General features: G+C 71.2%; 25 protein-coding genes. 13 read left to right on the forward strand and 12 right to left on the reverse strand.

Translation table 11 applies throughout. From position 1 onward, the window contains the following. Positions 1 to 46: 46 nt before the first annotated feature. From ACFQBR_RS07675 to ACFQBR_RS07700, 6 genes are all read right to left on the reverse strand, one after another. Complete coding sequence (locus ACFQBR_RS07675; RefSeq protein WP_344180484.1) at positions 47 to 817, reverse strand: alpha/beta fold hydrolase; 771 nt, start codon at positions 815 to 817, stop codon at positions 47 to 49. A gap of 15 nt (positions 818 to 832) precedes the next feature. Beyond that, positions 833 to 1,627 carry an exodeoxyribonuclease III gene (locus ACFQBR_RS07680; protein WP_378552593.1) on the reverse strand — a complete coding sequence of 265 codons (795 nt, stop codon included), beginning with the start codon at positions 1,625 to 1,627 and terminating at the stop codon, positions 833 to 835. Between the two features lie 69 nt (positions 1,628 to 1,696). Beyond that, the gene (locus ACFQBR_RS07685; RefSeq protein WP_267949951.1) at positions 1,697 to 2,686 is read right to left on the reverse strand and encodes a tyrosine-type recombinase/integrase; all 990 of its coding nucleotides are present in this window, start codon (positions 2,684 to 2,686) and stop codon (positions 1,697 to 1,699) included. Positions 2,687 to 2,864: 178 nt separating this feature from the next. After that, entirely contained in the window at positions 2,865 to 3,944 is a 1,080-nt protein-coding gene (locus ACFQBR_RS07690; RefSeq protein WP_378552826.1) for an acetate/propionate family kinase, read from the reverse strand. Then, positions 3,944 to 6,292, reverse strand: coding sequence for a phosphoketolase family protein (locus ACFQBR_RS07695; RefSeq protein WP_344180489.1), 2,349 nt, complete (start codon positions 6,290 to 6,292; stop codon positions 3,944 to 3,946). Before ACFQBR_RS07695 ends, ACFQBR_RS07690 begins: the two co-directional genes overlap by 1 nt. Before the next feature lie 385 nt (positions 6,293 to 6,677). Beyond that, positions 6,678 to 7,388 (reverse strand): phosphotransferase family protein, encoded by a 711-nt coding sequence (locus tag ACFQBR_RS07700; protein ID WP_344180491.1) that lies wholly within the window; start codon positions 7,386 to 7,388, stop codon positions 6,678 to 6,680. A 1,140-nt stretch (positions 7,389 to 8,528) separates the two neighbouring features. On the opposite strand from ACFQBR_RS07700, the gene ACFQBR_RS07705 reads away from it, so the two are divergent. From ACFQBR_RS07705 to ACFQBR_RS07735, 7 genes are all read left to right on the forward strand, one after another. Further along, positions 8,529 to 8,765 (forward strand): hypothetical protein, encoded by a 237-nt coding sequence (locus ACFQBR_RS07705; protein WP_267949948.1) that lies wholly within the window; start codon positions 8,529 to 8,531, stop codon positions 8,763 to 8,765. 114 nt (positions 8,766 to 8,879) lie between these two features. After that, complete coding sequence (urtA, locus tag ACFQBR_RS07710; protein ID WP_344180493.1) at positions 8,880 to 10,097, forward strand: urea ABC transporter substrate-binding protein; 1,218 nt, start codon at positions 8,880 to 8,882, stop codon at positions 10,095 to 10,097. A gap of 74 nt (positions 10,098 to 10,171) precedes the next feature. Next, complete coding sequence (gene urtB / locus ACFQBR_RS07715) at positions 10,172 to 11,062, forward strand: urea ABC transporter permease subunit UrtB (protein ID WP_267949946.1); 891 nt, start codon at positions 10,172 to 10,174, stop codon at positions 11,060 to 11,062. Further along, positions 11,059 to 12,189: an urea ABC transporter permease subunit UrtC gene (gene urtC, locus ACFQBR_RS07720; protein ID WP_344180495.1), complete on the forward strand. Its 1,131-nt coding sequence runs from the start codon at positions 11,059 to 11,061 to the stop codon at positions 12,187 to 12,189. The genes urtB and urtC overlap by 4 nt, the downstream gene beginning before the upstream one ends. After that, on the forward strand, positions 12,186 to 12,932 hold the full coding sequence (gene urtD, locus ACFQBR_RS07725) for an urea ABC transporter ATP-binding protein UrtD (RefSeq protein ID WP_344180497.1): 747 nt from the start codon (positions 12,186 to 12,188) through the stop codon (positions 12,930 to 12,932). Before urtC ends, urtD begins: the two co-directional genes overlap by 4 nt. Further along, positions 12,929 to 13,633, forward strand: a complete 705-nt coding sequence (locus ACFQBR_RS07730; protein ID WP_344180499.1) for an ABC transporter ATP-binding protein — start codon at positions 12,929 to 12,931, stop codon at positions 13,631 to 13,633. Before urtD ends, ACFQBR_RS07730 begins: the two co-directional genes overlap by 4 nt. 135 nt (positions 13,634 to 13,768) lie before the next feature. Continuing rightward, positions 13,769 to 14,596, forward strand: coding sequence for an alpha/beta fold hydrolase (locus ACFQBR_RS07735; protein WP_344180501.1), 828 nt, complete (start codon positions 13,769 to 13,771; stop codon positions 14,594 to 14,596). 42 nt (positions 14,597 to 14,638) lie between these two features. On the opposite strand, the gene ACFQBR_RS07740 is transcribed toward ACFQBR_RS07735, so the two are convergent. Beyond that, positions 14,639 to 15,664: an acyltransferase domain-containing protein gene (locus tag ACFQBR_RS07740; protein ID WP_344180503.1), complete on the reverse strand. Its 1,026-nt coding sequence runs from the start codon at positions 15,662 to 15,664 to the stop codon at positions 14,639 to 14,641. A gap of 119 nt (positions 15,665 to 15,783) precedes the next feature. Between ACFQBR_RS07740 and ACFQBR_RS07745 the strand changes: the two genes are divergently transcribed. Both ACFQBR_RS07745 and ACFQBR_RS07750 read left to right on the forward strand, forming a co-directional pair. Continuing rightward, a complete protein-coding gene (locus ACFQBR_RS07745) occupies positions 15,784 to 17,400 on the forward strand; it encodes an AMP-binding protein (protein ID WP_344180505.1) in 1,617 nt (538 codons plus the stop codon). A gap of 179 nt (positions 17,401 to 17,579) precedes the next feature. Then, positions 17,580 to 18,623, forward strand: a complete 1,044-nt coding sequence (locus ACFQBR_RS07750; RefSeq protein ID WP_344180507.1) for a site-specific integrase — start codon at positions 17,580 to 17,582, stop codon at positions 18,621 to 18,623. A gap of 126 nt (positions 18,624 to 18,749) precedes the next feature. Here the strand turns inward: ACFQBR_RS07750 and ACFQBR_RS07755 are convergent, their stop codons facing one another. Both ACFQBR_RS07755 and ACFQBR_RS07760 read right to left on the reverse strand, forming a co-directional pair. Continuing rightward, complete coding sequence (locus tag ACFQBR_RS07755; protein ID WP_344180509.1) at positions 18,750 to 19,337, reverse strand: TetR/AcrR family transcriptional regulator; 588 nt, start codon at positions 19,335 to 19,337, stop codon at positions 18,750 to 18,752. Continuing rightward, a complete protein-coding gene (locus tag ACFQBR_RS07760) occupies positions 19,338 to 20,252 on the reverse strand; it encodes an SDR family oxidoreductase (RefSeq protein WP_267949937.1) in 915 nt (304 codons plus the stop codon). 302 nt (positions 20,253 to 20,554) lie between these two features. Between ACFQBR_RS07760 and ACFQBR_RS07765 the strand changes: the two genes are divergently transcribed. After that, positions 20,555 to 20,962, forward strand: coding sequence for a hypothetical protein (locus tag ACFQBR_RS07765; protein ID WP_344180511.1), 408 nt, complete (start codon positions 20,555 to 20,557; stop codon positions 20,960 to 20,962). Positions 20,963 to 20,997: 35 nt separating this feature from the next. Here the strand turns inward: ACFQBR_RS07765 and ACFQBR_RS07770 are convergent, their stop codons facing one another. The 3 genes from ACFQBR_RS07770 to ACFQBR_RS07780 all read right to left on the reverse strand — a co-directional run bounded on the left by ACFQBR_RS07770 (position 20,998) and on the right by ACFQBR_RS07780 (position 22,210). Beyond that, positions 20,998 to 21,498 (reverse strand): NUDIX domain-containing protein, encoded by a 501-nt coding sequence (locus tag ACFQBR_RS07770; protein ID WP_344180513.1) that lies wholly within the window; start codon positions 21,496 to 21,498, stop codon positions 20,998 to 21,000. Between the two features lie 23 nt (positions 21,499 to 21,521). After that, entirely contained in the window at positions 21,522 to 21,854 is a 333-nt protein-coding gene (locus tag ACFQBR_RS07775) for a VOC family protein (RefSeq protein WP_344180515.1), read from the reverse strand. Between the two features lie 71 nt (positions 21,855 to 21,925). After that, positions 21,926 to 22,210, reverse strand: a complete 285-nt coding sequence (locus ACFQBR_RS07780; RefSeq protein ID WP_267949933.1) for a 4a-hydroxytetrahydrobiopterin dehydratase — start codon at positions 22,208 to 22,210, stop codon at positions 21,926 to 21,928. Between the two features lie 488 nt (positions 22,211 to 22,698). Here ACFQBR_RS07780 and ACFQBR_RS07785 point away from each other — a divergent pair, with 488 nt between their 5' ends. From ACFQBR_RS07785 to ACFQBR_RS07795, 3 genes are read left to right on the forward strand one after another with little or no spacing between them, the layout of a single operon-like run. Further along, positions 22,699 to 25,017, forward strand: a complete 2,319-nt coding sequence (locus ACFQBR_RS07785; protein ID WP_378552609.1) for a sensor histidine kinase — start codon at positions 22,699 to 22,701, stop codon at positions 25,015 to 25,017. After that, entirely contained in the window at positions 25,017 to 25,481 is a 465-nt protein-coding gene (locus tag ACFQBR_RS07790) for a roadblock/LC7 domain-containing protein (RefSeq protein WP_267949931.1), read from the forward strand. The genes ACFQBR_RS07785 and ACFQBR_RS07790 overlap by 1 nt, the downstream gene beginning before the upstream one ends. Positions 25,482 to 25,538: 57 nt before the next feature. Further along, positions 25,539 to 25,919, forward strand: a complete 381-nt coding sequence (locus ACFQBR_RS07795; RefSeq protein ID WP_267949930.1) for a DUF742 domain-containing protein — start codon at positions 25,539 to 25,541, stop codon at positions 25,917 to 25,919. Positions 25,920 to 25,922: the final 3 nt, after the last annotated feature.

Raw genomic sequence — 25,922 nt, forward strand, 5'->3', positions numbered from 1 at the left:
GAAAAAACGGGGGGCGGGCCACCGGCCCACCCCCCGCACACCCCGCTCACCCCGCCCCGTCGGCCTCCACCGCCCGCGGCGAACCCCCACCACCCTCCACAGCCCGCTCACGCACCGCCACCACATCCGCCGCATCGGCCACGATCCGCGAGAAGTTCACCGGCTGGTCCAGACTCACCATGTGCCCCGCCCGCGGCACATTCACCAACCGCCCGTCCGCACACGCGTCGAAGAACTGCTTCTCATGGATCCGGAAATGGTCCCGCGCACCGTTGATCAACCACACCGGCCCCTTGTACGAGGCCAGCGCCGACAACGGATCCATCTCCGAGACCGCGTCGATCACCGCCGTGGCCGCCTCCACCGCCAGGCCGCCGTCCAACACCGCCTCCGCCGCACCATCACGCAACGTCAACCGGTGGAACCGCTCATTGAGCGTCGCCCCCTTGTCCGGCAGCCGATCCATCAGCACCGCCGGAATCCGGTACACCTGCGCCAACGACTGCGCCGGCTTGGCCGTACAACTCGCCGCCACCAACCCCGCCACACGACCCGGCGCCGCACCCGCAGCCGCGATCGACACGAAACCGCCCAGACTCAACCCCACCAGCAGAGCCCGACCGCCCACACCGTCGATCGCCTCCAGCACCGTGTCCACCGCACGCCCCAGCGAGAACTCCTCACCCCGCCGCGACCCGTGCCCGGGAAGATCAGGGGCCACCACCGTGCACCCCTGCCCCTCCAACAACTCCACCTGCGGACGCCACATACTCCCCGACACCCGCAGACCATGCACCAGAACGATCGGCACACCCATGACCCGTCCCCTTCCCTACGCCCGGTACCGCACCGTCACCGGCGCATGGTCGGACCACCGGGCCCCGTGCTCGGCCGCCCGCTCCACCCGGGCCGACTCCGCCCGCACCGACAACCCCGGCGTGCACACCTGATAGTCGATACGCCACCCCGTGTCGTTGTCGAAGGCCCGCCCCCGGTAGGACCACCACGAGTACGGCCCCTCCTGATCGGGGTGCAGCGCCCGCACCACGTCCACATAACCGGCCTCATCGAAGACCCGCCCCAACCACTCCCGCTCCTGGGGCAGGAACCCCGCACTCTTCCTGTTCCCCCGCCAGTTCTTCAGATCCGCCTCGGTGTGCGCGATGTTCCAGTCACCGCACACCACCAGATCGCGCCCCTGCCCCTCCACCTCCTTGCGCCGCCGCACCAGATACGGCAGGAACGCCTCCATGAAACGCTCCTTCTCCTCCTGACGCGGGGTGCCCACCTCACCCGAGGGCAGGTACAGGCTCGCCACCGTCACCGCCCCCAGATCCACCTCCACATACCGGCCCGACCCCTCGAACTCGGCCTCACCGAACCCCACACGCACAGCATCGGGCTCCACACGCGAATACACCGCCACACCGGCCCGCCCCTTGGCCTGCGCCGGAACCAACACCACATGCCACCCCTGCGGCGCCACCACCTCCTGCGGCAACTGGGAGGCCTCGGCCCGCGTCTCCTGCACACACACCACATCGGCCTCGGTGGCCGACAACCAGGACACGAAACCCGGATCCTTCTTCGCGGCGGCCCGCAGGCCGTTGACGTTCACGGTGGACACAACGAAAGTCGACTGATTCACGCCCACAGAGTAGCCACCCCCGCACCCCCGCAGCTCCCCTGCGCCCACTCACCCCACCACCTCACCACCCCCCAACCGCCGCAACACCCCATAGGTACGGTTGGCCCCCGCCGCCTCCCGCTGCGCACGGTCCGTCACCTGGATGTAGGCCTGCGACGACGACAACGACGCATGCCCCAGCAAACGCATGATCTCGGTGACCGACGCCCCGTCCTCCGCCAACCGCGTCGCGAACGTGTGCCGCAACGCGTGCACCAGCGTCCCCCGCGCCACCCGGTCGTGCACACCCGCATGCCTGTAGCACTGCTTGACCAGGTACTGCAGCCCACCCCGGCGCAACCCCTCACCCCGGTTGTCCACCAGCAGCGGATCCGACCCCCGCACCACCCCGAACCGCGCCCGCCGCGACTCCAGATAGGCCTCCAACAACACCTCCAACGGCACCTCGATGGGCAGCGACCTCTCCCCACCGCCCTTGCCCACCACCCGGATACGCCGCTCCCCGGCACGGCCCCCCACCGACTCCACCCGCAACGACAGCATCTCCGCCGAACGCATCCCCGTCAGCAGCGCCAGCGCCAACACCGCCAGATCCCGCTCCGGCCACGGATCCCGCGCCTTGCGCGCCCCCCGCGCCAACGCCTCCAACAACCGCTCGGGGGTATCCTCACCCATCAGCGGCTTGGGCACCGAGGGCCGCACCCGCGGCCGCGGCACAGCCGACATCGGATTGCCCGCCACCACCCGCTCCGACACCCAGAACGCGAAGAACCCGTTCCACGTCGACCACGCCCGCAGCACACTGGAGGCCGCACGCTCGGCCGCGAACTCCGCGAACGCCCCCCGCAGCACCGTCGCATCCAGGTCCGACCACACCACCGCACCCGGATCCACACCCCGCACCCTGCCCACACACGCCAACACCCCCAGCAGGTCACGCCGGTAGGCGGCTACCGTGTGGGGGGAGGGCTTGGCGGCACGCCGCGCCACCAGGTACTGCTCCACGGCCTCGACCACGGACCCCTGTTCAACATCCATGACCACAGCATCCCCGATACCGCGGGCACTTCCACCCCCGCACCCCGGGTGTCCGCACCCGTTCCACACCCCCGCCTTCCGCCCCGGCGGGGGAGCGGCCCACCCCCGCCTCACACCCCCGCCCACGGCACAGAAAACGGGGGCACAGGAAAAACCCCGCACCCCCGCAGAACCCGCCTCACCCCCCGCCCACCACCTCCCGCACCCCCCGCGCCACCTCCACGTCCTCACGCGCGTGCACCACCAACGTCCGCACCGCAGCCCCCGCAGCACTCACCTCACCCTCCACACCCACACCCTCGTTCGCCCCCGCATCCACCTCCACACCCAAGAACCCCAACCCCTCCGCCACACGGGCCCGCACCAGCGCCGACCCCTCACCCACACCACCGGTGAACACCAACGCGTCCAACCCGCCCAACGACGCCGCCATCGCCGCCACCCCCGCACGCAACCGGTGCACATACACCCCCACCGCCAGCACCGCCTCCGCGTCCACACGCCCCAACACCTCACGCATGTCCGCCGACCCCGCCAACGCCAACACCCCCGACTCGTGCTCCAACGCCTCCGCGATCTCCTCCACCGCCAACCCCGCATGCTGGTGCAGCCACAACACCATCCCCGGATCCACACTCCCCGACCGCGTCGCCATCACCAGCCCCTCCAACGGCGTGAACCCCATCGTCGTATCCACACCGCGCCCCTCCAGCACCGCCGCCAACGACGCCCCCGCCCCCAGATGCGCCGTCACCACACGCCGCACACCACCGGCCACCTCCACCGCCCGACGCCACGCATACGCGTGCGAGAGCCCGTGGAACCCGAACCGCCGCACCCCCCACTCACGCCGCCACCGCTCCGGCACCGCATACGTCGACGCCTCCTGCGGCATCCCCGCGTGAAAGGCCGTGTCGAAACACGCCACCGCCGGCAGCCCCGGCAGCACCCCCTCGACCGCCTCGATCCCCGCCAACGACTTGGGCTGGTGCAACGGCGCCAGATCCCCCAACGCCCTCAACCGCCCCACCACCCGCGCATCCAACCGCACCGGCGACACGAACTCGCGCCCCCCGTGCACCACCCGGTGCCCCACCGCCTCCACCGCCGGAAACCCCTCCAACACCGCCCGCACCGCACCCCGGTCCCACACACCGCGCCGCACCGGCACCGACTCCGACGCCAACACCTCCTCCCGCGGCCCCACCACACTCAACTTCAGACTCGAGGACCCCGCGTTGACCACCAGAACACGCATCAGTACGGCCACACCCACTCACGCACCTCCACCGGATCCTCACCGAACTCCCGCGTGTACGCCCGGTGCCGCAGACGCTCGTCCACCATCCGCTGACGCACCCCCGCCGCACGCCCGCCCAACCCCGCAACCCGGTCGATCACATCCATCACCAGGTGGAACCGGTCCAGGTCGTTGAGCATCACCATGTCGAACGGCGTCGTCGTGGTGCCCTCCTCCCGGTACCCGCGCACATGCAGGTCCCCGTGCCCCGCACGCCGGTACGCCAGCCGGTGCACCAGCCACGGATACCCGTGGAACGCGAAGACCACCGGCGTGCCCACCGGGAACAGCGCCTCGTACTCCGCATCGGGCAACCCGTGCGGATGAGCGCTCGGCGGCTGCAACCTCATCAGGTCCACCACATTGACCACCCGCACCCGCAACTCCGGGAACAGCTGCCGCAACAGGTCCGCCGCCGCCAGCGTCTCCAACGTCGGCACATCACCCGCGCACGCCAACACCACGTCCGGATCCTCACCCGCGCCCGTGCTCGCCCACTCCCAGATCCCGATCCCGCGCGTACAGTGCGCCACCGCCTCCTCCACCGACAAGAAGTCCAGAGCAGGCTGCTTGCCCGCCACCACCACGTTCACGTAGTCCCGCGAACGCAGACAGTGGTCGGCCACCGACAACAACGTGTTCGCGTCCGGCGGCAGATACACCCGCACCACCTCCGCCGGCTTGTTCAGCACCACATCCAGGAACCCCGGATCCTGGTGCGTGAAACCGTTGTGGTCCTGACGCCACACATGCGACGTCAACAAGTAGTTCAACGACGCGATCGGCCGCCGCCACGCCAGCCCCCGCGTCACCTTCAACCACTTCGCATGCTGGTTGAACATCGCATCCACGATGTGCACGAACGCCTCGTAGCAGTTGAACAACCCGTGCCGCCCCGTCAGCAGGTACCCCTCCAACCACCCCTGGCACAGGTGCTCACTGAGCACCTCCATCACACGCCCGTGCCGCCCCAGGTGCTCGTCCGAGGCCAGCACCTGCGCCTGCCACACCTTGTCCGAGGCCTCCAACACCGGCGCCAACCGGTTCGACGCCGTCTCGTCCGGCCCCATGATCCGGAACGAGTCCGGGTTGCGGCGCAGCACATCACGCAGGAAGTGCCCCAGCACCCGCGTCGCCTCACTGCTCTGCTTGCCGTTCCCCGACACCCGCACCCCGTACTCGCGAAAGTCCGGCACCACCAGGTCCCGCAACAGCGACCCGCCGTTGGCATGCGGATTCGCACTCATCCGCCGCGCCCCCGCCGGCGCCCACTCCCGCACCTCCGCCACCGGGGCCCCCGACCCCCCGAACAACTCCTCCGGCCGGTAGGAGCGCATCCACTCCTGCAGCATCCGCCGGTGCTCGGCGTTGGCACGCACCTGCCCCATCGGCACCTGGTGCGAGCGCCACGTCCCCTCCACCGCCACCCCGTCGACCTCCCGCGGCCCCGTCCACCCCTTGGGCGAACGCAGCACCACCATCGGCCACACCGGACGCCCCTCCAGACCCGAGGACCGCGCCACCCGCTGGATCCGCGCGATCTCCTCCAACGCCTCGTCCAGCACCTGCGCCATACGACGGTGCATGTACACCGGATCATCACCGGCGACCACCAGCGGCCGGTACCCGAACCCCTCCAACTGCTTGAGGAGCTCCTCCTCCGGGATCCGCGCCAACACCGTCGGATTCGCGATCTTGTACCCGTTCAGGTGCAGGATCGGCAGCACCGCCCCGTCCCGCACCGGGTCCAGGAACTTGTTGGAATGCCAGCTGCCCGCCAACGGCCCCGTCTCGGCCTCACCGTCACCCACCACGCACGAGACCACCAGATCCGGGTTGTCGAAGGCCGCACCGAACGCGTGCACCAGCGAATACCCCAGCTCACCGCCCTCATGGATCGACCCCGGCGTCTCCGGCGCCACATGGCTGGGCACACCCCCCGGGAACGAGAACTGGCGGAACAACCGCCGCATCCCCTCCTCGTCCCGCGTGATGTGCGGATACACCTCGGTGTAACCGCCCTCCAACCACGCGTTCGCCACCGCCGCCGGCCCCCCGTGCCCCGGACCCATCACGTAGACCATGTCCAGGTCGCGCTCCCTGATCACCCGGTTCAGGTGCGCGTAACAGAAGTTCAGCCCCGGGGTGGTGCCCCAGTGCCCCAGCAGCCGCGGCTTGATGTGCTCGGGCCGCAACTCCTCCCGCAGCAGCGGATTGTCCAGCAGGTAGATCTGCCCCACCGACAGGTAGTTCGCCGCACGCCAGTACGCGTCGACACGCCGCAACTCGTCATGGTCAAGGGCCATACCGTGTGCCTCCCCACAAGGCGGTGCCGTGAGCGGCCGGGGCGGACCCACGGCCTCCGGGACAGGACCCGCCCGCCACCCGCGCACCGGACGGACACGCCGCGAACCCACCGGCGCCCCGGCGCCACCACCCGCTCAGATCTCCTGGCAGCGCCTGCCCAGATACCGGACCGGGAAACGCCCGCCGCATGCACCTGTACGAGGACACCCTGACCGTCAGGAAGGCGTTCGACGCCGGCCGAGCACAGAGCACCAGGACCCCCACGGCAGGGGAGGGGCCGCGCCGGGAACCCGGCGCCGCACACGGTCCTCCGCGTGCGGCACCGGCAGAGGAGGGGGCCGCGCCCCGGGGAAGGGCCCGACCGGGGCAGGAGCTGCCCCGGCCTCACCCCCGCCAGGCCCGCGTGGCCGCCGACTGGGCACGGCGCACCCCCGTGGTGGGGGAGAGGGGCCTCCACTCCTCCCAGAACGCGGCCACCTCCTCGCAGCGGCGCACCATCCACGCGTGGCGCTCGGCCCACGCCGGACGCACCCCGTACGCGGCGAAGAACGCCTCCAGCGCCCCGACCTCGCCCGGATGGTAGGTGCGCACCACCCACTCACACCAGGCAAGGTCCTCCACCGGCGCCCCCGGGTGCGCCCACTCCCAGTCCAGGACGGCCGCCACCCTCCCGCCGCAGGGCTCCATCAGGACGTTGTTGGGACCGAAGTCCCCGTGCACGAACACCTGCCCCGGCAGCGGCCCGGGACCGGGAAGCAGCGCGGGGTCCAGGGCGTGCACCAGGCGCAGCACCCGCCCGCAGGCGGCCATGACCTGCTCGGCGCACCCTCGCGCCCACAGGTCCTTGGCGTGGACGGCCTCGACGAACGCGGTGCGCAGGGGCGGGACCGTTCCCCCAAGGCCCTCGGAACCGCGGCCGTCGGCGCCCGGCGCGGGGTCCAGGAGCGCGGGAACGGGCACCGAACCGGCAGCGGCGCGCAGGGCGAGGGCCTCGGTGTCCCGGCGCCGCGCGGCGCCGGGGCCGAGGTGGTGTTTGACCACGACGCCGCCACTCCTTCGGGTGTCGTTGGTGTAACTGTGCGTGAGTCCTGTCATGGGTGGCTCCTGTGGCGGGGGGAGGGGCGGCCGCGGTGCGACCTGACGGCCGAGTGCGCGGCAAGGGCGGGGGAGGCGGGACCGGGGTCCGGGCCCGCGCGGCGCCGGGGTTGCGGGCGGGGGCCCGGGGAGCGCGGAGGGGACAGGGACCGGTCGAGGCGACGAGGGGGTGGGGGCCGGTCGAGGCGACGGCCGACCAGGAGATCACCACAAACCACTCAGGTGTCTGCAAAGTTCACCAAAATCATGCATAACACGGTTTATGCATCAAACATGGAGAGGTCGGACTCGACCCTGCGGGGGACGGCCTCCAAAACCTGCACACCGGGGCCTGCACGCGGGGCCGCTCGACCCCAGGACACCGCACCGCCAGGACCGCCCGACACCCGGAGCACCGCACCGGGCGGCCCCGGGGGGCGTCGACGCCCTGACATGCGGCCGACCCCGGACCGGGCCGGCCGTCCACAGGCCCCGAACGACCCTTGCCGCACACCCAACGACCTGCGGATACTGGGATTCGGGGGCGGCACGCCCCGGCAACGAGGCCGCAGGCGCCCCCGGATCCACGCTAACCCGCCACGCCGCGCCCGCACCAGACCGGCACAGGACCTGTGGACGGACGACAGCCCGGAGAGCTCGCCCCGGAGCACCCGGCGCACCGACGGCGACGACGCCCAGTGCCCACGGGCCCGATACGCCGCCGCCGCGCCCACGCGAGGCGAGCGCACACGGCCCGCCCGGCGCAGCGGCGGCCGGAAACGCGAAAAGCCCGCACACGCGGGCATTCCAACCCCTTCCCACCATCCTGCCCATATCGCCGATAATGCACATTATGTCAAGTTAGAGCTCTCGAGCCCCCGTCGGGGCGGAGTCACCCGGCCCATGGCGAGTTCGAATGAGCCGCTGAGCCGCCCCCACCGATCCCGGTCCCCTGCCGCACCACCACCCCGCGCCCGGCCGCGCTCCACACCACCCCCACGACGCCCGCCGCCCCCGGCCCGCTCGCCGGAACCGCCGGCCCCGCACACCGCCCGCACCCGCCGAACTCCCGCCCCCCACACCGCACCAACAGACGCACAAAACCCGACAAGCTCGGCCGTTCACCCCCACCACCACGCACACACCACCTATTCTGCGCACATGCTCATCCGAACCCTGTGCCGCAGCTGCCTGGGCAGCGGTACACGCGTGGCACTCCTGGCCCACCTCACCCTCACCGGCCCCGACTCCCCCGCCCACACACACGACCCCGACCACCCCGCACCCGACCTCGGGGACCAGGCCCTGGCACCCCACCCCTGCCCCCACTGCGACGGCACCGGCCACCACCTGCTCGCCGCCACCACACGCCCCCCACCCCCGAAAAACGCGATTTAACCACCCACCGGATACCGACATGTATACGTAACCACCGGGCACGCCCCACGAAACACCCCGACACCAGCCTCCTAGGTGCACCCCCACCCCCGACCCCCTAGGAGATGGGCACACGTGGCACGCACCCGCCCGCGCACAACACCCCTGGCCGCCACCGCACTCGCCCTGGCCCTGACCGCCACCGCCTGCGCCCCCACAGGAACCGGAACCGACGACGACACCGTCACCGTCGGCCTGCTCCACTCACTCTCGGGCACCATGGCCATCAGCGAGGTCACCGTCCACGACGCCGTCCAACTCGCCATCGACGAGATCAACGCCGACGGCGGCGTCCTGGGACGCCAGATCGAACCCATCGTCGAGGACGGCGCCTCCGACGAGGCCACCTTCGCCGAACGCGCCCAAAAACTCCTCCAGTCCGACGGCGTCGCCACCGTCTTCGGCGGCTGGACCTCCGCCTCCCGCAAGGCGATGCTCCCCGTCTTCGAACGCAACGACGGCCTGCTGTGGTACCCGGTCCAGTACGAAGGCCTCGAAGCCTCCCCCAACATCGTCTACACCGGCGCCACCACCAACCAGCAGATCATCCCCGCCCTGGACTACCTGCGCGAAGAAGGCCACACCAGCCTCTACCTCGTCGGCTCCGACTACGTCTTCCCACGCACCGCCAACCAGATCATCACCGCCTACGCCCAGGCCCACGACATGGACGTCATCGCCCAGGAGTACACACCCCTGGGCCACACCGAGTACTCCACCATCACCGACGACATCGCCCGCACCGCACCCGACGCCGTCTTCAACACCCTCAACGGCGACTCCAACGTCAGCTTCTTCCAACAGCTGCGCTCGGCCGGGGTCAGCGCCCAGGACACCCCCGTCCTGAGCGTCAGCGTCGCCGAGGAGGAGATCGAGGGCATCGGCGCCGACAACATCACCGGCCACCTCACCGCCTGGAACTACTACCAGAGCACCCCCACCGACACCAACACCGGTTTCGTCGAGGCCTTCACCGACGCCTACGGCGAAGAACGGGTCACCTCCGACCCCATGCAGTCCGCCTACAACGCCGTCCACCTGTGGAGGGCCGCCGTCGAGGAAGCCGGCAGCTTCGAGGTCGCCGACGTCCGCCAGGCCCTGGACGGCACCACCTTCGAAGCCCCCGAAGGCACCATCACCATCGACGGCGCCACCCAGCACGTCGTCAAGACGGCCCGCATCGGCCAGGTCAACGACCAGGGCCTCATCGACGAGATCTGGTCCTCCCCCCAGCCCATCACCCCCGACCCCTACCTCGAAGGCTACGACTGGGCCGCCGCCCTCACCGGCTGAGACCACCGCCCGGCGGCCGGGCCCCGACCCCTGCGGGCCCGCCCCGGCCGCCCCCGACCCCACAAGGAGCCGCGGTGGACGCCCTCGTCAACCAACTCCCCACCGGACTGGCCATCGGCGCCGTCCTCCTCCTGGCCGCCCTGGGCCTGAACTTCACCTTCGGCCAGATGGGCGTCATCAACATGGCCCACGGCGAATTCATCATGGTCGGCGCCTACACCGCCTACGTCCTGCACGCCTGGGCCGGCCTGGACCCCACCTGGTCCCTCATCGCCGCCCTCCCCCTGGCCTTCACCCTCACCGGCACCCTGGGCTGGCTCCTCGAACTCGGCCTCATCCGCCACTTCTACGGGCGCCCCCTGGACACCCTCCTGCTCACCTTCGGCATCGGCATGATCCTCCAACAGGCCGCACGCGACACCTTCGGCGCACCCAACGTCGACGTCCCCGCACCCGGCTGGCTCACCGACGGCACCACCCTGCCCGGCGGCATCCGCCTGCACCACTCACGCCTGTTCATCCTCGCCCTGGCCCTGGTCTGCGTCCTGGCCATCGCCCACTACCTGCACCGCACCCACCAGGGGCGCCAGATGCGCGCCGTCATCCACAACCGCGACCTGGCCGGCGTCAGCGGCATCAACACCCGCAAGGTCGACGCCACCACCTTCTTCATCGGCTCCGGCCTGGCCGGTGTCGCCGGGGTCGCCCTCACCCTCATCGGACCCACCGGCCCCACCCTGGGCGCCAACTACATCGTCGACGCGTTCCTCGTCGTGGTCATCGGCGGCCTGGGCCGGCTCCGCGGCACCGTCCTGGCCGCCTTCGCCCTGGGCATCCTCAACGCCACCGCCCAGGCCTGGACCGACGCCTCCCTGGCCAAACTCCTCGTCTTCGCCGCCATCATCGCCTTCCTCCAGGCCCGCCCCCAGGGACTGTTCACCGTCAAGACAAGAGCGCTGACATGACCCCCACCCCCACGCCCGGGCGGCGCACACCCCTGGCCCGCCTGCGCGGCCCCGCCACCTTCCTCGCCCTGCTCGCCGCCGCCCTGCTGCTCCTCCCCCACCTCCTCGAACCCTTCCGCCTCAACCTCCTCACCCAGTACCTGTGCTACTCCATCGTCGCCCTGGGCATCGCCCTGGCCTGGGGCCGCGGCGGCATGCTCACCCTCGGCCACGGCGTCTACTTCGGCCTGGGCGCCTACGCCATGGCCATCCACCTGACCCTGGCCGCCACCGCCGCCGACCCCCTCACCCGCGGCCAACTCCCCCAGTTCATGACCTGGTCCGGGCTCACCGAACTCCCCTGGTTCTGGCAGGCCCTCACCCACCCCGCCGCCGCCGTCACGGCCGCACTGCTCCTGCCCGCCGCCCTGGCCACCCTCCTGGGCTGGTCCGTGTTCCGCCAACGCGTACGCGGCGCCTACTTCGCCCTCCTCAACCAGGCCCTGGCCGCCGCCTTCGTCATCCTCCTCATCGGCCAACAACACCTCACCGGCGGCTCCAACGGACTCACCGACTTCCCCGTCTTCGCCGGCCACAGCCTCTACACCCCCACCGCCCAGACCACCCTCTACACCCTCACCGTCCTGACCCTGGCCGCCACCTACCTGCTCCTGCGCCACCTCACCCACAGCCGCTACGGCAGACTCCTCATCGCCATCCGCGACGGCGAGGACCGCGTCCGCTACCTCGGCTACGACCCCACCTGGGCCAAAACCCTCGCCTACGCCCTCTCCGCCACCGCCGCCGGCGCCGCCGGAGCACTCTTCGTCCCCGTCATGGGCATCATCTCCCCCACCCTCATCGGCGTCGTCCCCTCGATCATGATGGTCCTGGCCGTGGCCATCGGCGGCCGCCACTCCCTCGCCGGAGCCGCCGCCGGAGCCCTCATCATGAACACCGCCCAGACCACCTTCTCCGAAACCTTCACCGGAGGCTGGACCTACCTCCAAGGCGCCCTGTTCGTCGTCGTCATCGCCCTGGCCCCCCACGGCCTGGCCGGACTCGCCCACACCGCCCGAGCCGCCCTGCTCCGCCCACGCACCCCCGCGCCCGCCCAGGAGACCGCCACCGCCGGGAGCACCCCATGACCCTGCTCGACATCCGCGACCTCACCGTCACCTTCGGCGCCTTCACCGCCCTGGACCACATCGACCTCACCCTCGACCACGGCGAACTCCGCTTCCTCATCGGCCCCAACGGCGCCGGAAAAACCACCCTCATCGACACCATCACCGGCCGCACCCGCCCCACCAGCGGCACCATCACCTTCAACGGCCACACCCTCAACAAACGCAGCGAACACCACATCGTCCGCGCCGGCATCGGCCGCACCTTCCAGACCAGCGTCGTCTTCGAACACCTCACCGTCGCCGACAACGTCGACCTGGCCGCGTCCTTCCGCCTGCGCCCCTGGCAACTCCTGCGCCGCCCGCGCACCCCCCACCCCGAGGTCCCCGACCTCCTCGAACGCGTCGGCCTGACCCCCCACACCCACGCCCTCGCCGGCACCCTCTCCCACGGCCAACGCCAATGGCTGGAGATCGCCATGCTCCTGGCCCAACACCCCCGGCTCCTCCTGCTGGACGAACCCGTCGCCGGCATGAGCGCCGCAGAGCGCACCCGCACCGGCGAACTCCTCACCCAAATCGCCGCCGACCACACCGTCGTCGTCATCGAACACGACATGGACTTCCTGCGCCGCTACGCCCGCCAGGTCACCGTCCTGCACGAAGGACGCATCCTCACCCACGGCGACCTGGCCACCGTCCAGAACGACCCCCGCGTCCAAGAGGTCTACCTCGGCCGCACCCCCCAGGAGACCCGCCCGTGAACACCCCCCACCTGAGCATCCACGGCCTCCACGCCGGCTACGGGCGCGCCCGCGTCCTGTTCGACATCGACCTCACCATCGACACCGGCACCATCGCCTGCGTCATGGGCCGCAACGGCGTCGGAAAAACCACCCTCCTCAACACCATCGCCGGACTCCTCACCCCCACCGCCGGCACCATCACCCACAACGGCACCGACATCACCCGCCACCCCCCGCACACCCGCACCCGCAACGGCCTCGCCTACGCCCCCCAGGGCCACGCCACCTTCGCCCCCCTCACCGTCGCCGACAACCTCCACCTCGCCCACCGGGCCACACGACGAGGCGGCCCCGAACTCATCGACGCCGCCCTGGACCGCTTCCCCCGCCTGCAACCCCTCCTGCACCGCCGCGCCGGACTCCTGTCCGGAGGCCAGGCCCGACAACTCGCCATCGCCCGCGCCCTGGTCACCGACCCCACCCTGCTCATCCTCGACGAACCCACCGAAGGCATCCAGCCCTCCATCGTCGCCGAGATCGAACAGGCCATCACCCACATCGCCGCCCAGGGCATCACCGTCCTGCTCGTCGAGCAGTACCTCGACCTGGCCCTGCGCCTGGCCGACACCGTCACCGTCATCGACGCCGGACGCATCGTCCACAGCGGCGACCGCGCCGACCTCACCGACGACACCGCCCACGCCCTCATGGCCATCTGAGAACCCCAAACCGGACTTTCCCCAGCCTTTCCCACCAGCGGGTTCACCACCCGGCCCCGCCGTGATCGACTCGGCGACGGTGCGCCCCACCCGGCGCACCACACCCGAAACACCACGCACAAGGGGGCACCACCCATGGGCCGCATCACCACACGCGACAACGTCGGGATCCACTACAAGGACTGGGGCAGCGGGCGCCCGGTCGTGTTCATCCACGGATGGCCGCTCAACGCCGACGCGTGGGAGGACCAGATGAAGTGGGTGGCCGACAACGGGTTCCGCGGCATCGCCCACGACCGGCGCGGGCACGGCCGCTCCGACCAGCCCTGGGACGGCTACGACTTCGACACCTTCGCCGACGACCTCGACGAGCTCATGAACCAGCTCGACCTGCAGGACGCCACCCTGGTCGCGCACTCCATGGGAGGCGGCGAACTCGCCCGCTACATCGGCCGCCACGGCACCCGCAGGGTCCGCCAGGCGGTCCTGCTCTCCGCCGTCCCGCCCATCATGATCAAGTCCGACACCAACCCCGAAGGCGTCCCCGAGGACGTCCTCACCGGCATCAAGAACGGCATCCTCACCGAACGCTCCCAGTTCTGGAAGGACACCGCCGAGGGGTTCTTCGGCGCCAACCGCCCCGGCAACAAGGTCACCCAGGGCAACAAGGACGCCTTCTGGTTCATGGCCATGCACCAGTCCATCCAGGCCGGCGTCACATGCGTCGACGCCTTCGGCTACACCGACTTCACCCAGGACCTGCGCAGCTTCGACGTCCCCACCCTGGTGGTGCACGGCGACGACGACCAGGTCGTCCCCATCGACGCCACCGGCCGCAAGTCCGCCAAGATCATCGCCGACGCCACACTCAAGGTGTACGAGGGCGGCTCCCACGGCATCGCCCTGGTCCCCGGCGACAAGGAGAAGTTCAACCGCGACCTGCTCGAGTTCCTCAAGAGCTGACAGGCCCGCTCGGCCCGCGCCGCGGCGCGGGCCGAGCGCCTCCTACGGCAACCGCAACCACCCCGTGCGCACCTGCCAGGAGCCCCCCGACTCCAACCGCTCCACCACCGCGCGCTCCAACCGCGTCCGCCTCGGCGCACCCCCCACATCCACCCGCGCCATGCCGAACACGAACCGGAACACGTCCGACTCCCCCGGCACACCCGCACCCACCAGCGTGAAACGCCGCTGGAACCCCACGATGTTGGACCCCTCCCCCAGCACCGGGCCCCACTGCGGATCCAGCAACCACGACGTACACGTGGCCACCACCGGATCGATCCCCAAACACTCCCGGGCGAACCCCCGCGCCCGCCCCAGCGCCTCCTGCACCGCCACCGGGTCCAACCCGCCCGTGGGAATGTGCAACCGCAGCACCGGATCACCCACACCCATCCCCGGACCCAGCCCCCGCGCCTCCTCGGGCGCATACCACTCCACCCCGCCCTGGTTCCCCAACAGGGCCGGCTCGAACTGCAACCCGCCCACCCAGAACAGGCGGCCCCGGAACTGCGCCGCCACCCACGACGCCGTCTCCAGCGACAGCCGGCCGAACATCCGCCGCGAACGCCCCATCTGCACACCCACGTCCGCGAGCGTGGCCGCCGTCACCGACCGCTCCACACCCCGCGCACCGTGCGAGGCGAACTGCGCCCCCACCATCGCCGCGAACGCCCACAGCGACGCCACCCGCACCCGCGGATCCTCCACACCCACCAGCGAGGGCCAGTCCCGCCACTGCCCCGCCGCCAGCTCCGCATCGGCGCACAACCGCCGGTACATGCACTCCACCACGTACCACAGCTCCGGCGGCCACACCCCCCACGGCCCGCCCGACCCCGGCCACAACCCCTCCACCTCGGCCCGGTCCACCGCCTCCAGGGCGAACAGGTCCAACACCCGCGCCGCCTGCGCCCCCGAGGGCACCACCAGCGCCCTCACCGGCTCCGGCAACAGCGCAGCCTCCTCCAACCACGCACGCTCACCAGCACCCAGCCCGAAACGCTCCGCAACAGCACCACTGTCCATCCCCACATCATGGCCGAACCGCCACACCCGGCGCGAGTGAGGCCAGGCTCACAGGTGGGCATAGGGTTGACGTAACCCGGCGATACCAACAAACCCACCGAAACCGAGGAAGACCACCGATGCCCGTGCCCGACCCGGCGCACCACGTACGCGACTGGCTCGCCACCTACGACACACCCACCACATCGGTGGCCCACCTCCTCTGCGACCGCCACGACCCCCACACCGTCGCCACCACAGAAATCGGCCCCACCCTCACCGCCACCACCCTCACCTACGGCGAACTCGCCCACCGCTCCCGCGCCCTGGCCACCGGACTCGCCGACCTCGGCATCACCACCGGCGACCGCGTCGCCACCCTCCTGCCCAAAGGCACCGACCTCACCGTCACCGCCCTCGCCGTCTGGCGCCTGGGCGCCGTCCTGGTCCCCCTCCTCTCCTCCTTCGCCCCCTCCGCCATCAACGAACGCCTCACCAACTCCCGCGCACGCCTGGTCGTCTGCGACGACGAATACCGCACCAAACTCGACCCCACCCCCCACACCACCCCCACCTGGGACATCGCCACCACCGGCACCCACCCCCTACGCCCCGGCGACCACACCCTCACCACCCTCACCCAACACACCACCACCCCCACCGTCACCGACACCCCCATCGGCGGCCACGGCACCCTCGCCATCCTCTACGTCTCCGCCAACGTCGGCCCGCCCCGCGGCGTCCCCGTCCCCGCCCGCGCCCTGACCGCCATGCACGCCTACCACCACTACGGCCTCGGCGTCCGCGACGACGACGTCTACTGGAACACCGCCGACCCCGGCTCCGCCTACGGCCTCTACCACGGCCTCATCTCCCCCCTCCTGGCCGGACACGGCTCCCTCGCCCTGCGCGCGGGATTCTTCGACCCCGAACTCACCCTCGACGTCCTGGGCCTGTACGGCGTCACCAACCTCGCCGCCGACCCCACCACCTACCGCACCCTGCGCGCCGCCACCAAGACCCTGCCCCCCGAAGTCATGGTCCAACGCCTCACCAGCGCCGGCGAACCCCTGGCCCCCGACGTCATCGACTGGGTCGCCGACGTCTTCGGCGTCCCCGTACGCGACCACTACGGCCAGACCGAACTCGGCTGGTGCATCGGCGTCCCCAACGGCGACACCCCCGCCACCCCCCTCGTCCCCGGCGCCATCGGCCCCGCCCTGCCCGGCTGGAACATCCAGGTCCTCGAAGCCGTCTCCGACGACCCCGCCCCCCTTGGCACCTACGGCCGCATCGCCATCGACCTCGCCAACAGCCCCCTCGCCTGGTTCGAGGGCTACCTCGACAACGAGGCCGCCTCCCAGGTCCGCTTCACCCCCGACCACGCCCACTACCTCACCGGCGACACCGGCATCCAGGACCGCGACGGCCAGATCTTCTTCTCCACCCGCGACGACGGCGCCATCCGCACCCACGGCTACCGCATCGGCCCCACCGAGGTCGAGGCCGTCCTCAACGACCACCCCGCCGTCGAGGAGTGCGGCGTCTACTCCATCCCCGACGAGATCGCCGGACAGCTCATCGGCGCCCGCATCGTCCCCGCCCCCGGGCACACCGCCACCCCGCGCCTGGCCGACGACCTCAAGGAATGGGTACGCACCCGCTTCGCCACCCACGCAGCCCCCCAGGTCGTCGACTTCGTCGACGAACTCCCCCGCACCGCCTCCGGCAAGATGCGCCGCTCACGCCTGCGATGACCCCGCCGGGCGGCCCGGCACAGGACCGGGCCGCCCGGCGTGCACGCCCCCGAGAACCACCGCGAACCCACACAGACCCCCACCCCCAAACCACCCCAGACACCCACCAACCCTCACTTTTGATAACTTGACTTATCGAAACTCAAAAAACAGGCGTCCACCCCACCCCCGGAGCCCCCGTGACAGCCCAGCCGACCCCCCACCCCACCGACGACCCGACCCAGGCAATCGCCCTCCGCAACCACCACACACCCGCCCTCCCCGACACCGCACTGACCGCATCCGCAGCCGCACGCGTGGCAGACGGATGGGCCGCCTCCACCCGCACCGGCTACGCCCGCGACTGGCACACCTTCACCACCTGGTGCTCACACACCTCCCGCACCCCCCTCCCCGCCACCGCCGAAACCCTCGCCTCCTACACCGACCACCTCGCCACCACCGCAGCCGCCCCCACCACCGTCGACCGGGCCCTGGGCGCCATCGCCTCCCGCCACGCCGCCGCCGGACACGCCGTCTCCACCAAGGCCGCCCGCCTCGTCCTGCGCTCCTACCGCCGAGAATGGGCCGCAGCCGGAGGCCGCCGCAAACAGGCGCCGGCACTCTCCGTCGAAGAACTCCGACAGATGCTCGACGCCGCCCAAGAAGGCCTGACAGGCCTACGCGACCGCACACTCCTCCTCCTCGGCTACGCCATGATGGCCCGCCGCTCCGAACTCGCCGCCCTGAACACCACCGACCTGCGCCAGGTCCCCGAAGGCCTCGAAGTGTTCGTGGCCACCTCCAAGACCGACAAGGACTCCGCCGGCACCACGGTCGCCATCCCCTACGGCACACACCTGCTCACCTGCCCGGTACGCACCACCACCGCCTACCTCGCCGCCCTGGCCGACGCCGGGGTCACCGAAGGACCGCTGCTGCGCTCGATCGACCGCCACGGACGAGCGGCCGGAACCGCCGATTCGGCCGGACGCGGAACAGGCCGCATGTCCGGAGCCGGGATCAACCTCGTGGTCAAACGCCTCGCGGACAAGGCCGGCATCGAGAACGTCACCGCCCACTCCCTACGCTCCGGACCCGCCACCGCCGCAGCCGCCGCCGGCGCCCCCCGCGCCTGGATCGCCCGCCAGGGCCGATGGTCCGAAGCCTCCACCGCCGTCGACACCTACATCCGCCCCGCCGACGCCTGGCGCGACAACCCCATCCGCAAAGTCGGACTCTGACCCCCGCCCCCACCCGGGGGCACACCGGGTAAGGCCGAAAGGGGCAACCGCCCGGCGAGGCCCCTGGGCGCCGCCCGGATGCGATGGCCGGCGCTGTTCGGTTGCACCTCCGCGCAGACGCGGTCTTCAAGGCGACGGAACGCGGCTGGCCTCGAGGACCGCTTCGAGCTGCTCGCGCATCCATGCTGCGAGGGATCCCTCGCGGTGCAGTGCCCAGCCGATCATCGCGCCGTGATAGGCCGTCTCGAGAAGCTTGGCCAGGGCAATGACGTCGGTGCTGTCACGGAGCTCACCCTCGGTTACCGCTGCCTGCAGGTGGCGCTCGAGTGCCGCGCGTAGCCGGCGCGCGCCACGCAGGGTCTCCGCGTGGAAGTCGGGTTCGACGAGGTCCAGCTGGAGCATCGCCACCGAGTTCGCAACCCCCTCCGGGGTCATGTCCGGATCCACCGCGCCGACCAGGCCCTCGACGACCCGGTCCAGCGGCGAAGGGTGTTCGGCCTTCTCAACCGGGAGAACCCACCGCTCCACGCCGCGGCGGTCTGCGGCGAGCAGCAGCTTACGCTTGGTGCCATAACGCTGGACCAGCGTGGCGGGAGCAAGGCCGACCTCGCGAGCCGCCGCGGCGAGTGTGAGCTTGGCTGGGCCGACACGATGGGCGAGCGCGAGAACGCCGTCCAGGACGTCCTCGTCGGAGACAGTGCGCGGACGTGGCATCTATTCGACGGAGGGTTGCGCGGCCTCGGCGTCGGCCAAACGCGCCTCCGCATCGACTACACCCCAGTCCGGGTACTCTCCGTCGACGTCGGAGAAGCCGTAGGTGTGCATGAGCTCCCACGAGCCGAGGCATTGCCCGGCGAAGCGGGCCCGATCGGGGTCGGCGGCAAGGGCCGCGATCCCACGGCCGAGCAGGTGGGGGGTCTCTGAGTAGCGGAAATAGCCGCCGTGGGCATCGGCAGCGTCGCGCCAGGTGGCCTCGGTGACGCCGAAGTGTTCGAGCATGGCCTCAGAGCGCAGGAAGCCGGGGGTCACCGACAGCGCGGTCGCACCGTACGGGCGCAACTCGGCCGCCAGCGAGAAGCCGAGCCGCACGACCGCCTCCTTGACGTGGTCATAAGCGACGACGCCACGGAACGGGACGCCGGCCTTGCCGTCGCCGACCTCCACGACCAGCCCGTCTCCGGTCTCGATCAGCAGCGGCAGCGCGTAGTGCGCGGTGATCAGATGCGTCTCGATCCCGTTGCGCACGATCCGCAGCGTGTCCTCAAGCGGATGTTCCCACACACCCTTGACCCAGCGCGTGTACGGGTCGCCGCCCCAGACGTCGTTGACGAGCACGTCCAAGCGGCCGTGCTCGGCGCGGATCCGGTCCATCAACGCCGCGACATCGGCACTCTGGGAATGGTCGCAGCGGACGGGGATCCCGGTCCCACCGGCGGCGTCGACTAGTTCCGCGGTCTCTTCGATCGTCTCCGGCCGGTCCATCTCCGAACGCCCGTCGCGAGTACTGCGGCCGCTGCCGTAGACGGTGGCTCCGAGCGCTCCGAGCTCGACAGCGATCGCGCGGCCACAGCCGCGAGTGGCGCCGGCGACGAGGGCGACCCGGCCGCTGAGGGGAGGCGTGATACTCATGTGGACGATTATAACCAAACGAACGTTTATATTGCCATTCGGAACGCTCAGGGGGAGATCTTCCCGTGTGCACAGTGCGGACGCGCCGCCATGGTCCACCTCGACCTGCAAGAGGTGCGACCGCTCGGAAAGGGTGGTCGAGATGGAGCGGGGCCGCGGCGCTTCTCCAACCGGGGCACCCCGTCGTCGATGAACAGGTCGGCGTTGTCGGCATAGCCCACCTCCAAGGCCCGGGGGTCGCGCCGGCGGACGAGAGGCCCCGCAGCGGACCGGCCGAAGGAGCCGAATGCCATCATCTGCACATGGTGATGGAGCCGATGCCCGACTACGACGACTTGATCTGGCTCTTCGAGGACGAGCCGATCTATCGGTATGCCGAGGACGAGAAGGCGACCGGGTACGAGTACGGCTGGCGCGAACTGTGGCCGTACACGTCGGTGACCTTCAAGACCACTCGGTCCGGCTATGAGATCGCGATGGAAATCGAACCGGGATACGAGGTTGTCCGCCTGCGGCTACACGCCGAGAGCGACGGCACCGGACTGTTCGACCTCAACCTCGTCGGCGTGCGAACGGTCGGGGTGGAACGAACAGGTGGCCGCGAGTTCCTCCGCGTCGACTTTCCCGACGACGCCCCGGCGGCGACGCTATGGCTACGCATGAAACCGGACGTAGCGCTCCTGTGGTCATACGACGCGAACTCGTCCTGAGGAGGAGCACCGGCACGACCCCTGGCTACACGGCATCACACCCACACATAGTCGTCATCGGTCACAGCACCCCACCCCGCGTCGGCCACCACCGCACGCGGAGACGGCAACGCCGCCAACGCCGCCCCCACCGGCGGGAACAACGGCAGCGCACCAACCGCACGAAAATCCACCCACTCCACCACACCCACCTCGAAACCGCCGTCCCGCTGCTCGTCGTACTCCTCCACCGCCAACACCTCCCGCACCGCCTCACTCACATGCAACCGGTACAACAGGTGCAGCTTGCGCGGAGAGGGCGTGGGCCCCGGACGCGTCACCCGCTGATCCACCACCCACAACAGCTCCGGCGCCCCCGCCTGCCCCTCCCCGAGCCACAGCTCCTCGCCCAGCTCGCGCCACAGCGCGACCAGCAGGTCCTCACCGGGCTCGACGTTCCCGCCCGGAGGCGTGTAGTGCACGGAACCGGGCCGGTCCCTGCGGATCAGCGCGACCTCCTCACCGCAGAACACCAGCGCCCCGACACGGATCTTCACACGCGAGAACCCCTCGGAAGCACTCACCGCGAAGCCCCGCCGAACGGGAACCCGGCGCCCTCCGGACCCCGGAACACCGCCTCGCGCACCCCGCCCGGACAGGCCCCACGCCCCGCCGGCGCGATGCCGCGCCCGGCGACCCCGGCCTCCGGGTCGTCGACGAACACCGTGCTCATCACACGGCCCGCACGTTCGGGACAGACCTCCACGAACACGCGCCGGTGCCCGGCCGACTCCCGCACCGCCTCCGTCTCACCGTCCCCGTACACGGGCGGCGAGCCGAACAGGCGCTCGTACCACGCCGGGGCGGCCTGGTGGTCGGTGACGGGGATTCCCGCGTACAGGTCAAGGGCCATGCCGAGATCCTAGGGACTCCCCTCCCCCGCCACCATGGGCGGCCCCGCACCACCGCGGCGCCGGGAGGCGCTCAGGGCACGAGCTCGTCGATGCGCGCGGCCAGGGCCATGTCCTTGTCGGTGAGAGCGCCCTCGGAGTGGGTGCTCAGCGCCAGGTGCAGCGTGTCGTAGCGGATGTCGATGTCGGGGTGGTGGTCCACCTGCTCGGCGGCCTGGGCGATCTCGTTGACCAGGGAGACGGCCGCCGGGAAGCCGGGCAGGCGCACCGTCCGGCGGATGACGGGTGCGTCGGGGTCCAGCTCCCAGCCGGTGAGCCTGGTCAGGCCGTCACGGACCTGGTCCTCGGTGAGCTTCATGCGGATCCTCTCCCCTGCCCGCGCACGGCGGACGGTCTGCTGCGCCCGGTACGCGGGACGGCCGGGACCGACCGTCCCGCGTACCGCTTCCGGCGCCGTTGGGTGAACACCCGGTCGCCCCGGGTACACATGGATGTGTTCGCAGGAGGCTACGTACCCCTCGGAGAGCCCCTGTTCACACAGAGCTCTCGCCACGGAAGTGATTTTTGGTATTCAGTGCGGCGCAGCCGCCCCTTTGTTCTGTTTGTCTGATTTTTGAGAGAAGTGCCCATCTTTACGACGTAGATTTTTTGTCCGTTTCGCGTTATCAAGCTGAGGCCCACGCCCTGACCTGCGAAGATGTCCTCACACACCCTCTCATCAGCCTTTTCAGCCCTTTCAGGCTTGCGTAATCCCCCGCGGAGCGGTTCACTCTGGGAAACCCCGGCCCTCCCCCACCCCGGCGGACGCTTCCCAGCCACGCCCGCCTCTCCCCCGGAAGCGAGCCCATGCCCCACGAGAAGCGCCGGTCGCTTCGCGCCCGCATGATCACGCTGGTCCTGATCCCCAGCACCGCGCTGCTGCTCCTGTGGGCTGCCTTCACCGCCGTCCTGGTCACCGACATCCGCGAACTGCGCACCACCGCCGCCCTCACCGAACAGGTCGCCACCCCCGTCATCACGGTCATCGGCGAACTCCAGCGCGAACGGCGCGCCACCATGGACTCCGCCAACGGCACCGAGCGCACCGCCCACCGCCTGCGGACCACCCGGCAGGAGACCACCGAGGCCGTCGAAGCCCTCCGCCTGCGCCTGCGCGCCTTCGACGAGGACGACCTGCCCGAACAGGCCCTGAACTTCCAGCGCTCCCTCAACCGGCTCGAGGCCCACCGCCAGAGGGTCGACGCCCTCTCCCCCGGCGAACGCACGCTGGAGGAGGCCGCCACCGCCTACACCGAGATCATCGAGAGCGGACTGCGCGTGTGGGACGCCCAGGTCGAGCGCGCCGACTCCGCCCAGGTCCCCCACCTGCGCTCCCTGACCTCCCTGGCCCGCACCCGCGAACTCCTCAACCAGCAGGACGCCGTCCTGGCCCACGCGGTCGCCACCAACGCCTTCCCCGCCGAGGCCCACGCCGAGTTCGCCGCCGCCGCCGGGGCCCAGCGCTACACCTGGGGCCGGGTGGGCGCCGAACTCAACGACCAGGACAGTCAGCACTACCTCCTCCTGGAGTCCTACTCCGCCCTGCAGAGCGTCTACCAGCTCCAGGAGAGCATCATCAGCATGCCCATCCGGGGCGAGAACACCGTCCCGGTCAACGCCACCGCCTGGCGCGGCGCCGCCGAGGCCGTGGACCTGCGCATGCGCGGTGTGGAGGAGGCCCGGACCGAGCAGGTCGTCGCCTTCAGCCACACCCAGTCCGCCGAACTGCGCAACAGCGCCCTGCTCATCAGCGTGCCCGCCCTCGTGGCGGCGCTGGCCTCCTCCGCGGTGGCCGTGGGCGGCACCCAGCGCCTGGGACGCCGGCTCCAGCACCTGCGGGTCCTCACCCTGGAACACGCGCAGGTGCGCCTGCCCGAGGTGACCGCCCGCCTGCGCGCGGGCGGCAGCGTGGACGTGGACGCCGAGGTCCCCAAACTGCGCGTGCGGGTGCGCGACGAGATCGGCCGGATGGCCGAGGCGTTCAACGACGCCCAGCGGGCCGCGGTCGCCGCCGCCGTGGAGGAGGCCCAGGTCCGCGCCGGGGTGCGCGCCATGTTCCGCAACATCGCACGCCGCACGCAGTCGCTCGTCCACCGCCAGCTGGGGCTGCTGGACACCCTGGAACGGGGCGAGACCGACCCCGAGGTGCTGGAGGCGCTGTTCCGCATCGACCACTTCAGCACCCAGCTGCGGCGCAACGCCGAGAACCTCATGCTGCTGAGCGGGGACACCCCCGTGCGCCGCGGACTGGGCCCGGTACGGCTGCACGAGGCGGTGCGGGCCGCCGCCAGCGAGATCGAGGACTACGCGCGGGTACGCATCCTGGCGCTGCCCGCGGTCGCGCTGCGCGGCGACGTGGGGACCGACACCGTCCGGCTGCTCGCCGAACTGCTGGAGAACGCGACCTCCTTCTCCCCCCCGGGGACGGAGGTGACGGTCCGGGGCCGCGAGGACGACCGCGGCCGCCACGTCCTGGAGGTGGAGGACCGCGGACTGGGCATGACCGACGCCCAGCTGGACTCGGCGAACGTGCTGCTGGCCGACCCGCCCCGGTTCGACCTGGCCCGCATGCGCGAGGACTCGCACCTGGGCCTGTTCGTGGTCGCCACGATCGCGGCCCGGCACGACTTCGAGGTGACGCTGCGGGACTCCCCCCACGGGGGGACCCGGGCCGTGGTGTCCATCCCCCGCCGGGCCCTGGCCGCGCCCGGGGACGGCCCCTCGCCGCTGCAGGCCACCGGGCCGCACCGGCGACCCGTCCCCGGCGCCGGAACGGCCGACCCGACCGCGGAGCCCGGCGGGGTGCTCACCGAGGTCGCGGCGGCCCCCGCCCCCTCCGAGCCGCAGGACCGGGGCACCCCGGCCGGCGAGGGGGCCGCCGACGGTGCCGGGGACGGGGCGGAGGACACCTACATGGGGCTGCCACGGCGCCGGCGCAAGCACGTGGCGCCCCCCCAGGAGGCGCCCGCGGCGGCGCAGGACACGGGCGGGCAGCGTTCGCTGTCGGACATCCGGTCCATGATGAGTGCCTTCCAGTCCGGGACCCTGCGCGGGCGCGCGGAGTCCGAGGAACTGGGTGAGGGTGGCGCGCGCGGTGCGCGCCCCGGTGAGAGGTCGGAAGGGTGATGTCGATGTCGGCGGGCACTACGGCGGGAGACCGGGTCACCGGTGGAGAAGAGGTGGGCGGGGAGTCCCCGGCCAGGACCCTGGACTGGCTGCTGGGCGACCTGGTGGACAGGGTGGCCGGTGCGCGCGACGCCCTGCTGCTGTCCGCGGACGGCCTCCTGCTGTCCTCCTCCCCGGGGCTGGTCCGGGAGGAGGGGGAGAGGCTCGCGGCGATCGCGTCGGGGTTCGCCAGCCTGGCCCGGGGGGCGCGTTCGCAACTGGGGGCCTCGGAGGTGCGTCAGACCGTCGTGGAGATGGACAACGTCTTCTTCTTCGTGCTGGCCGCGGGCCGGGGCGCCTCGTTGGCCGTGGTGGCCGAGTCCACGTGCGACATGGGCCAGGCCGCGTTCGAGGTGAACCGCCTCGTGCGCCAGGTGGGGCCGCACCTGTCGGCGCTGCCCCGCCGCGGGCACGGGAGGTCGTGAGGCGGGGGCCGGTGCGCCGCGACGGCGCACGGCCCGTGCCGTCGAGGAGGAGTGGGAGTGAGCGCGGTGCCGCCTGGCGAGGAGTTCCCCCGGGAATGGTCGTTCGAGTCGAGCCTGATCCGGCCCTACTCGCTGACGGGTGGGCGGACACGGCCCTCGCGCTCGGACTTCTCCATGACGTCGCAGGTGGTGGCGGTCCCGTCGGGAGCGCCGCCGGAGGTGGACCCGGAGCTGGAGCTGATCCTGTCGCTGTGCGCGCGTCCGCTCTCGGTGGCGGAGGTGGCCTCGCGGTCGGGTTTTCCCCTGGGCGTGACCAGGATCCTGCTGGCCGACCTGTTGGACCAGGGGTACGTGATGGTGCATACCTCGGACTGGGAGCGGAACAGGCCCGACGCGGCGACGCTGCGCGCGGTACTGGACCGTATCCGGGAGTTGTGAGGG

Source organism: Nocardiopsis tropica, assembly GCF_042660575.1.
In the GTDB taxonomy this organism is placed as follows: Bacteria; Actinomycetota; Actinomycetes; order Streptosporangiales; family Streptosporangiaceae; genus Nocardiopsis; species Nocardiopsis tropica.

What these genes read in the sequence shown, in the direction of transcription:
- ACFQBR_RS07755 (WP_344180509.1), bottom strand. Translation starts at nt 19,337, where the DNA reads ATGCCACGTCCGCGCACTGTCTCCGACGAGGACGTCCTGGACGGCGTT.
- urtD (WP_344180497.1), top strand. Translation starts at nt 12,186, where the DNA reads ATGACCCTGCTCGACATCCGCGACCTCACCGTCACCTTCGGCGCCTTC.
- ACFQBR_RS07690 (WP_378552826.1), bottom strand. Translation starts at nt 3,944, where the DNA reads ATGCGTGTTCTGGTGGTCAACGCGGGGTCCTCGAGTCTGAAGTTGAGT.
- ACFQBR_RS07775 (WP_344180515.1), bottom strand. Translation starts at nt 21,854, where the DNA reads ATGGCCCTTGACCTGTACGCGGGAATCCCCGTCACCGACCACCAGGCC.
- ACFQBR_RS07700 (WP_344180491.1), bottom strand. Translation starts at nt 7,388, where the DNA reads ATGACAGGACTCACGCACAGTTACACCAACGACACCCGAAGGAGTGGC.
- ACFQBR_RS07735 (WP_344180501.1), top strand. Translation starts at nt 13,769, where the DNA reads ATGGGCCGCATCACCACACGCGACAACGTCGGGATCCACTACAAGGAC.
- ACFQBR_RS07790 (WP_267949931.1), top strand. Translation starts at nt 25,017, where the DNA reads ATGTCGATGTCGGCGGGCACTACGGCGGGAGACCGGGTCACCGGTGGA.
- ACFQBR_RS07685 (WP_267949951.1), bottom strand. Translation starts at nt 2,686, where the DNA reads ATGGATGTTGAACAGGGGTCCGTGGTCGAGGCCGTGGAGCAGTACCTG.
- ACFQBR_RS07740 (WP_344180503.1), bottom strand. Translation starts at nt 15,664, where the DNA reads ATGGACAGTGGTGCTGTTGCGGAGCGTTTCGGGCTGGGTGCTGGTGAG.
- ACFQBR_RS07765 (WP_344180511.1), top strand. Translation starts at nt 20,555, where the DNA reads ATGGTGATGGAGCCGATGCCCGACTACGACGACTTGATCTGGCTCTTC.
- urtC (WP_344180495.1), top strand. Translation starts at nt 11,059, where the DNA reads ATGACCCCCACCCCCACGCCCGGGCGGCGCACACCCCTGGCCCGCCTG.
- ACFQBR_RS07675 (WP_344180484.1), bottom strand. Translation starts at nt 817, where the DNA reads ATGGGTGTGCCGATCGTTCTGGTGCATGGTCTGCGGGTGTCGGGGAGT.
- ACFQBR_RS07785 (WP_378552609.1), top strand. Translation starts at nt 22,699, where the DNA reads ATGCCCCACGAGAAGCGCCGGTCGCTTCGCGCCCGCATGATCACGCTG.
- ACFQBR_RS07780 (WP_267949933.1), bottom strand. Translation starts at nt 22,210, where the DNA reads ATGAAGCTCACCGAGGACCAGGTCCGTGACGGCCTGACCAGGCTCACC.
- ACFQBR_RS07705 (WP_267949948.1), top strand. Translation starts at nt 8,529, where the DNA reads ATGCTCATCCGAACCCTGTGCCGCAGCTGCCTGGGCAGCGGTACACGC.
- ACFQBR_RS07695 (WP_344180489.1), bottom strand. Translation starts at nt 6,292, where the DNA reads ATGGCCCTTGACCATGACGAGTTGCGGCGTGTCGACGCGTACTGGCGT.
- ACFQBR_RS07745 (WP_344180505.1), top strand. Translation starts at nt 15,784, where the DNA reads ATGCCCGTGCCCGACCCGGCGCACCACGTACGCGACTGGCTCGCCACC.
- ACFQBR_RS07760 (WP_267949937.1), bottom strand. Translation starts at nt 20,252, where the DNA reads ATGAGTATCACGCCTCCCCTCAGCGGCCGGGTCGCCCTCGTCGCCGGC.